At 65.0% G+C, this 1,316-nt stretch carries 1 protein-coding gene; it reads left to right on the forward strand.

Annotated elements, in window-relative coordinates; genetic code table 11:
- Positions 1–1,316: amino acid adenylation domain-containing protein (locus AO065_RS00030; RefSeq protein ID WP_155517810.1), on the forward strand; the 1,316-nt coding region annotated here is incomplete at both ends.

Consider the following 1,316-nt stretch of genomic DNA (forward strand, 5'->3'; position numbering starts at 1 on the left):
GTGCGCACCGACGACCGCGTGGCCGTCATGGCCCGTCGCGGCCTCGATACGCTGGTGGCCATGCTCGCGGTGCTCAAGTCGGGGGCCGGTTACGTGCCGGTGGATCCTTCACACCCTGACGAGCGCATCGCTTACCTGCTGAGCGACAGCGCGCCGAAAGTGGTGCTGACCCAACAGGCATTGCTGGCTCGCGTTCCGGAACTGGCTGCGCCAGTGATTGCCTTCGATCAGCCAACCTGGCCGGAGCGTCTGGACAACCCGCAGGTGGCAGGGTTGACTTCTGCGAATCTGGCCTACGTGATCTACACCTCGGGCTCCACCGGCCAGCCGAAAGGCGTGATGGTCGAGCATCGCACGCTGAACAACCTGATCGACTGGCACTGCCAGGCTTTCGATCTTCAGGCGGGCAGCCACACCGCCAGCGTCGCTGGCTTCGGTTTCGACGCCATGGCCTGGGAAGTCTGGCCCGCCCTGTGCGCCGGGGCGACCCTGCACCTGCCGCCGGCGGACGTGGGCAACGAACAGCTCGATGCCTTGCTCGACTGGTGGATCGCCCAGCCGCTGCAGGTCGCGTTCCTGCCGACGCCAGTCGCCGAATACGCCTTCAGCCGTGACCTGCGCCATCCAACCTTGCGTACGCTGTTGATCGGCGGTGACCGTCTGCGCCAGTTCCACCGCGATCCGGGCTTTGCCGTGATCAACAACTACGGCCCGACCGAGGCCACGGTGGTGGCGACTTCGGGACGTTTGCTGCCCGACGGCAGCCTCGACATCGGCAAACCAATCGCCAACACCCGCGTGTACCTGCTCGACGAGCGTCAGCAATTGGTGCCTTTGGGTGTGGCAGGCGAGTTGTATGTCGCTGGTGACAGCGTGGCGCGCGGCTACCTGAACCGGCCGGAAATGACCGCCGAGCGATTCCTGCGTGATCCGTTTCACAACAATCCAGAAGCACGCATGTACCGCACCGGCGACCTGGCGCGCTGGAACGCCGACGGCACGCTGGAATACCTCGGCCGTAACGATGATCAGGTGAAGATCCGGGGTGTACGTATCGAACTGGGCGAGATCGAAGCCCAACTGAGCCAGTTGCCGGGCATCGAGGAAGCCTTGATCGTTGCCCGTGAAGACGAGCCGGGCCAGCCGAGGCTGGTGGGTTACTTCACCGAACGGGCAGATGTCACCACCTTGAATGTGGGCGAACTGCGCACGGCCTTGCTGGCGGTGCTGCCGGGCTACATGGTGCCCAGCGCACTGGTGCGTCTGGATGCCTGGCCGCTGACCGCCAACGGCAAGGTCGACCGTCGTGCCTTGCC

This window comes from Pseudomonas viridiflava (genome assembly GCF_001642795.1).
GTDB classification, from domain to species: Bacteria; Pseudomonadota; Gammaproteobacteria; order Pseudomonadales; family Pseudomonadaceae; genus Aquipseudomonas; species Aquipseudomonas viridiflava.